This is a genomic window from Paenibacillus thermoaerophilus, assembly GCF_005938195.1.
In the GTDB taxonomy this organism is placed as follows: Bacteria; Bacillota; Bacilli; order Paenibacillales; family Reconciliibacillaceae; genus Paenibacillus_W; species Paenibacillus_W thermoaerophilus.
The window spans coordinates 21400-28097 of the sequence record NZ_VCQZ01000033.1; the positions used below are offsets into that span (position 1 = coordinate 21400).

Sequence of the window (6698 nt, forward strand, 5' to 3'; positions counted from 1 at the left end):
TTATTCAATCAAAAATAAGAGGTGGATGACGAATGACTCTCTATCAGGCTGACGTATGTATTGTCGGCGCAGGGCCTGCGGGCGCATTCCTTGGATTTCTGCTGGCCAAAAAAGGGATCAACACGCTGCTGATCGAACGCCATGAGGAACTCGACCGCGAATTCCGCGGCGAACACCTTCATGGAGATGTGGAGACGTTATTGAAAAAATACCGGCTTTTTGATAAGGTTCGGGAACTGGGGATTTTGCCTATGTCAAGGGTCGAATTTTTCGACGGCACCAGAAGAGTCATGTCCGTTACGCCGGACCTGTTCGGCATCGAACATGTCGGCATTCACTTCCCCCACAAGCACCTGCTCCGCGTGCTCATTGAGGAAGCACAGCAAACCGGTTGCTTTCAACTGCTCATGAAAACAACCGTCACGGAGTTGATCGTCGAGCAAGACCAAGTGGTCGGGTTAAAGGCGAAAAGCAAAGACGGAGAAGTGGAGGTTCGCAGCAAAATTGTCGTTGGGGCGGATGGCAGGCATTCCATCGTAAGAAAACTGGCCAACATTCCCACACAAATCGCGAAGCATGGTTACGATGTGCTGTGGGCGAAAATTCCCGCTCCGTCCGATTGGGAGCCGACGATGCGGATTGTACTCGCGAACCGTACGCAAATTACCCTGTTCGCCTGCACCGGCGGTTTCATACAGATTGGTTGGCAAATTCCCGAAGGATCGTTCCCTGCTCTCCGAAAGCAGCATTTCCAACCTTTTATCGATACGTTACTGAAAGCCGCGCCGGAATTAAAACCATTTGTCGATCGGCACATTCGGGATTGGAACGATTTTATATGCCTGCCCGTTCAGAGCTGCAAATGCGAAACCTGGGTGAAGAACGGCTTGGTTATCATGGGTGACGCCGCGCATACGATGAGCCCGGCGGGCGGAATCGGCGTCAATGCAGCGATGAAAGATTCCGAGGTGCTTGCTCCGATCCTCTGGGATGCCCTTCAAAGCCAAGACTACTCCCGCGCGAAATTGATGGCGTTCGAACAGATGCGGCGGGATGAGATCAACAAGCTGCAGGAAGGCCAGGTTCGGCAAGAAAAAGCTATGGAGAAACTAAACAAAAGCATCATGCTGAAGCGCCTTTTTTATTGGAATATGCGGGTTCTGGACAAAATGCCCTGGAAGGGCAAAATCTTCGCCAAAATGTATACCGCCAACAAGTAAACGGAGGAATAGCGTATGCCAAGAACGGAAGAACAAAATCAACAAATCCGGGACGAACGCCAGGAGCAGATTCTTCAAGCAGCCTTAAAAGTGTTCGCCCGCAGGGGCATGGCTGCCGCCAAAATCAGCGATATCGCCGCCGAAGCGGGATTTAGCCACGGTCTGGTTTATCATTATTTCAAATCCAAGGAAGAGATTTTCTCCACACTGGTCAAAAAGGCGTTGCAAGGGTCAACCCTCGTCATCCAGTATGCTCAACAACAAGAGGGTTCTCCCCTGCAGCAATTGCGTTGGATGACGAATATGATTTTGCAGAATATTTCCGGCGAGGGGGCTTATCTCTTTCTGATCATGATGCAAGCTTTTACATCCGATGCCATCCCGGAGGAAGTCAAACAAATGATGGACGATGGGCTTGCGTTTTCAGCCATCAAAGCCACATTGCCCTTAATCCAAGCCGGTCAACAAGCCGGAGAAATCATGCCGGATGATCCTGTGAAATTGGCGGTCTTGTACTATTCCCTTATCCAAGGTCTGGCCATCAGCAAAATCCAGTGGAAGGATTGTCCGATGCCCGATGCCGATATGGTTTTGAGGGTTTTGAAGGCCAAATGATGCACCCGATCAACAAGTGACCCTGAGGATGATTTCTCAGGCCAGCGTGAATAGACACTATTATCACCATTGGAAAATGGCAGTGAAATAAAAAAAGCATAAATTTGCCGAAACGGCAATTTATGCTTCTTGCAATTGAAGGGTTTTTTCGGATTCGCTGGTTTGTTTTCCCTCTAAGCCGAGCGTCCGCGCTGTCAGCGTATGAATTTCTTGGAAAAGCTCCGGGTTTTGCGCGAGTGATACGCCATAAGAAGGAATCATTTCTTTTATTTTCGGTTCCCACTTTTTCATATGTTGCGGGAAACACTTTTCTAATACCTCAAGCATGACGTGAACGGCAGTAGAAGCACCCGGAGAAGCGCCGAGCAATGCAGCTACCGAGCCATCAGCGGAACTAATCACTTCCGTACCAAATTGAAGTGTTCCTTTACCGCCGGCCTCCGTATCTTTAATCACTTGCACACGTTGGCCCGCTACCACTATACTCCAATCCTCGCTTTTGGCGTTCGGAACAAACTCGCGCAATTCTTCCATGCGCTGTTCATTCGATAACATCAATTGCTGGATCAGGTATTTTGTCAATGCCATCTCTTTTACGCCTGCCGCCAGCATCGTGAGGACATTATTCGGTTTTACGGAACGGATCAAATCGAAATTTGAACCCGTTTTTAAGAACTTGGGCGAGAAGCCGGCAAACGGTCCAAACAACAATGATTTTTTGTTGTCGATATACCTTGTATCCAGATGCGGAACGGACATGGGAGGAGCGCCAACCTTAGCTTTACCGTAGACTTTTGCATGATGCTTCGCGACAACCTCCGGATTGTTACATACCATAAACAGTCCGCTTACCGGGAATCCGCCAATATGTTTGGACTCCGGAATACCGGTTTTTTGCAGTAAAGGCAGACTTCCGCCCCCGCCGCCGATAAAGACGAATTTTGCCGTATGGTATTCGATTTTACCGCGATCGATATCATGCACTTTCACTTCCCATGAGCCGTCGCGAGCACGTTTAATATCCTGAACACGATGCTTGTAATTTATCTCGACGTTTTGTCTCTTTAAATGATCAAACAATAAGCGCGTTAAAGCGCCAAAGTTGACATCCGTTCCAGAGTCAATTTTTGTTGCCGCTATCGGTTCATTCGATGTACGGCCTTCCATGATAAGCGGAACCCATTCCTTTAGTTTTTCAGGGTCATCGGAAAATTCCATTCCTTGGAACAAGGGATTTTTTGACAGAGCTTCGAAACGCTTTTTCAAAAACAATACATTTTTTTCCCCTTGTACGAAACTCATATGAGGAATTGGCATGATAAAGTCCTGCGGATTACGAATCAAATTGCTGTTTACAAGATAAGACCAAAACTGTTTTGAAAGCTGAAACTGTTCATTAATTTTTATAGCTTTGCTAATATCTACAGATCCGTCAGATTTTTCGGGTGTATAATTAAGCTCGCACAGAGCAGCATGGCCCGTACCCGCATTATTCCATTCGTTGGAGCTTTCTTCTCCTGCGTTTGCGAGTTTCTCAAACACTTTGATTTCCCATTCCGGTGCTAACTCTTTCAGTAATGTTCCCAAAGTCGCGCTCATAATGCCGGCACCGATCAAGATCACGTCTGTTTTCGCATGTATGTTGCTCATTTATACCATCCTTATTACCCTAAGATGATTTACAGAAAGGATGTGGGCGCTCCTGCTTAGGCGTCACAGCAAGCCCCTGCACGACATCGTCTTCCATCTCTTCTAAACTAAATTTAATCTTGTTCTAGTGTACCACTATTATTTATAGAATTAAATACGTTTTGCTATATGTATATGATGGTTATCGGCAGAAGTCCACAAGCATCTCATCCCGGACGCCGCTGCGGTTCGAACCGATCAACCAAAAAGAAGACACCCGCTGAAGGTGTCTCCCCACGATTTAGAAGCGCTCTTGGGCCTACTCTTTGCCCAGGAAACCTTTCTTGAAAATTTCGAGCAAATACTCAAGTGTCACCGGGTCGCTGTAGGTCGAAGCTTTCGTATTGATCTCGATGACACGGTTGTTCTTGACGGCGGGGATCTTCTTCCACACTTCCGAATCCATAAAGGATTTGTCGCTCTCCGGATCTCTGCTGAGCACGATGAAGTCGCCCGCATATTCCGGCAGAACCTCTTGAGAAAGCTGATAATAACCGGGCCCCAGCGCGTCTTTCTTGACCTTGTCAGGCATATTCAATTGCATCGCTTGATACAAAATCTCCGTGCCGCGTGCCCACTTGTCTCCGAATACATAAAAGTTTTTCGCATCCGTCTCGATCACCGACACGCTGATGTTTTCGCCGAACTTCGCTTTGATTGCCTTGCCCGCCGCTTCCGCTCGTTTCTTGAAATCATTGACCCACGCTTGCGCTTCCTGTTCTTTGTTCAGCAGCTTTCCGATCTCCAGTTGCTGGCTCAAATAATCCAGCTTGCCCCATGTGTAAACAACGGTAGGCGCAATTTTAGCGAGCTCGGCATTATTGTTCATATGCGAACCCGAAATGATCAGATCGGGTTCCAACGCCATAATTTTCTCCAGGTCCGCTTCCGCGACGACCTCGATGCCCACCAGCTTATCCTTGAACAGAGGATTCATTTGCGTCCATTGGTCCACCCCGACCAGCGTTCCGCCCAACGCAAGCACATTCGGCGCATTCGTCAAGGCCACAATCCGCTTCGGATGAGCCGGAACCTCGATCGGCCCCTGTTCGGATTCATAGGTTTTCGTCTCCGCTTCCTTGGAGTCGGCGGACGGACTAGCGGACGCATGCTGCGATGAATCGCTGGCTTGGCGGCCGCAAGCGCTGATTATGGCCAGCAACAGCACAACCACAGGAATTAACCACTTGTTTTTCATGTTCAGATCCCCTTGCATGAAAATGAGATGACTTGATGATAATGATTATCAATGTCAAATATAAACTCTCAAGCAGCGGTTGTCAATCGTTAATGAAACAACCCCTTCATCCTAAAAATAATTGAAGTCCCTGCCAAGCCGGCGGTTCCGCAAAGACAGAAACATCCACTTTCTAGGTGTTGGAGGGGTATTTAACTTACTTAAGTTGAGAAGCATAAAAAGATATAGTAGACTATATGGAGAATACAAGGAGGCGAGACGAATTGGCCGAACGGGCAAAACCGATGGAAATCGGAATCAGCACCTTTTTGGAGGCTACGCCGGACCCGGTGACGGGAGCCGCCATCAGCCATGCCGAGCGGCTGCGCAACGCGGTCGAAGAGATCGTCCTGGCCGATCAGGTCGGTCTGGACGTGTATGGAATCGGAGAGCATCACCGGCCCGATTACGCCGGGAGCGCTCCCGCCGTTGTCCTGGCGGCGGCTGCGGCCATGACCAAGCGGATCAGGCTCACCAGCGCTGTCACCGTACTGTCCTCGGACGATCCGGTTCGCGTGTATCAGGCTTTTGCCACCCTGGACGGAATCTCGAACGGCCGGGCCGAAATCATGGCGGGTCGCGGTTCGTTTATCGAATCCTTTCCGTTGTTCGGGTACAGCCTGGACGATTACGACGAGCTGTTTGAGGAAAAGCTGGAACTGCTGCTTCAAATCAGAGCCTCGGAAAAGGTGACCTGGCGCGGCAAACACCGCCCCCCGATTCAACATCTCGGCGTCTATCCCCGCTCCGTTCAGAATCCGCTGCCGGTGTGGATCGCCAGCGGCGGGAATCCGGAGTCGGTCGTGCGGGCGGGGCAACTGGGCCTTCCGATCGCGCTGGCCATTATCGGCGGAATGCCGGAACGTTTCGCTCCATTGGTCGAACTGTATAAAGAAGCGGCCGCGCGGGCCGGGCACAACCCCGACACGCTGCCGATCGCGACGCATTCGCACGGCTTTGTCGCCGATACGACCGAACAGGCTGCCGAACTGTTCTTCCCTCCAACGCAGGCCCAAATGAACGTGATTGGCCGCGAACGGGGATGGCCGCCCTATACGCGCGAAACATTCGATGCCGCACGCAGCCTTCGCGGCGCGCTTTATGTCGGTGACCCCGAATATGTCGCGGAGAAGATCGTGCTGCTTCGCAAAAATTTGGGAGTTACGCGTTTCTTCCTGCACGTGAATGTCGGGACGATGCCGCACCGCGAAGTGCTGCGCGCCATCGAGCTGCTCGGCACCAAGGTCGCGCCGCTCGTGCGCCAGGAGCTCGCCCGTATCGAAGCGAAAGAATAACCGTCGAAGAGCGAGTAGCAAAAAGTGGGGGCCGAAGCGTGGTCGTTTCTGGAGCGCCATTCGTTATTGGAAGCGAAAGGCAAAGATGCCGAAGTGATAGAAGAAATGCATATTGGCTACGTATTGGCCAATATGCATCGGCAACGGGGAACGGCGGGGGAAGAACCGCCGTTTTTCGTGGAAGCGATTGAGAAGCGCGAATTTTTATCGTTTTAATTCCAAGCTCAATAAACGGGCTTCTGCGAGCTTTTTAGGATCAGAGAACGATGCGCTAGCTGGGGGAGGGGTAGTGTCCCGTCAAGTGGTGTAAAATCGATTTCTACCGCGTGACCTAGATTTACTTCTGCAAGAGCGTAGTGGATGCAAGGGGGAGTTGCTCTCCTTGGACAACTTTGGTCATGGATTCAAGACTGAAATAACGGCGTGCGACGGTCCATTCATCCTGCTGCTCGATCAAAATGGCACCGATCAGTCTGATGACAGATTCTCGATTCGGGAATATCCCTACCACATCAGAACGTCGGCGGATCTCCCGATTCAAGCGCTCTAACGGATTGGTGGAATGAATTTGCCGCCAATGCTCCCTGGGAAAGGCCATGTAGGCCAGTACGTCACTTTCTGCCTGCTCCAGAATATCCATGG

The 6698-nt window shown here is 50.4% G+C and carries 7 protein-coding genes; 4 read left to right on the top strand and 3 right to left on the bottom strand.

The window, feature by feature from the left end:
- The first annotated feature begins 32 nt into the window (after positions 1–32).
- A complete protein-coding gene (locus FE781_RS16200; protein ID WP_138790658.1) occupies positions 33–1220 on the top strand; it encodes an FAD-dependent monooxygenase in 1188 nt (395 codons plus the stop codon).
- Between the two features lie 15 nt (positions 1221–1235).
- A complete protein-coding gene (locus FE781_RS16205) occupies positions 1236–1835 on the top strand; it encodes a TetR/AcrR family transcriptional regulator (RefSeq protein ID WP_138790659.1) in 600 nt (199 codons plus the stop codon).
- 120 nt (positions 1836–1955) lie between these two features.
- Here FE781_RS16205 and FE781_RS16210 read toward each other — a convergent pair whose 3' ends face one another.
- The gene (locus FE781_RS16210) at positions 1956–3485 is read right to left on the bottom strand and encodes a malate:quinone oxidoreductase (protein ID WP_138790660.1); all 1530 of its coding nucleotides are present in this window, start codon (positions 3483–3485) and stop codon (positions 1956–1958) included.
- 298 nt (positions 3486–3783) lie between these two features.
- The gene (locus tag FE781_RS16215) at positions 3784–4722 is read right to left on the bottom strand and encodes an iron-hydroxamate ABC transporter substrate-binding protein (protein WP_138790661.1); all 939 of its coding nucleotides are present in this window, start codon (positions 4720–4722) and stop codon (positions 3784–3786) included.
- Positions 4723–5006: 284 nt separating this feature from the next.
- Here FE781_RS16215 and FE781_RS16220 point away from each other — a divergent pair, with 284 nt between their 5' ends.
- Together FE781_RS16220 and FE781_RS16225 are read left to right on the top strand one after the other, a co-directional pair.
- Positions 5007–6056, top strand: coding sequence for an LLM class flavin-dependent oxidoreductase (locus FE781_RS16220; protein ID WP_138790665.1), 1050 nt, complete (start codon positions 5007–5009; stop codon positions 6054–6056).
- 24 nt (positions 6057–6080) lie between these two features.
- Positions 6081–6272 (top strand): hypothetical protein, encoded by a 192-nt coding sequence (locus tag FE781_RS16225; RefSeq protein WP_138790662.1) that lies wholly within the window; start codon positions 6081–6083, stop codon positions 6270–6272.
- 121 nt (positions 6273–6393) lie between these two features.
- On the opposite strand, the gene FE781_RS16230 is transcribed toward FE781_RS16225, so the two are convergent.
- Positions 6394–6698: transposase (locus FE781_RS16230; protein WP_211346388.1), on the bottom strand; the 305-nt coding region annotated here is incomplete at its 5' end.

Coding starts and splice junctions, on each gene's coding strand:
- FE781_RS16200 (WP_138790658.1), top strand. CDS start 33: ATGACTCTCTATCAGGCTGACGTATGTATTGTCGGCGCAGGGCCTGCG.
- FE781_RS16215 (WP_138790661.1), bottom strand. CDS start 4,722: ATGAAAAACAAGTGGTTAATTCCTGTGGTTGTGCTGTTGCTGGCCATA.
- FE781_RS16205 (WP_138790659.1), top strand. CDS start 1,236: ATGCCAAGAACGGAAGAACAAAATCAACAAATCCGGGACGAACGCCAG.
- FE781_RS16210 (WP_138790660.1), bottom strand. CDS start 3,485: ATGAGCAACATACATGCGAAAACAGACGTGATCTTGATCGGTGCCGGC.
- FE781_RS16220 (WP_138790665.1), top strand. CDS start 5,007: ATGGAAATCGGAATCAGCACCTTTTTGGAGGCTACGCCGGACCCGGTG.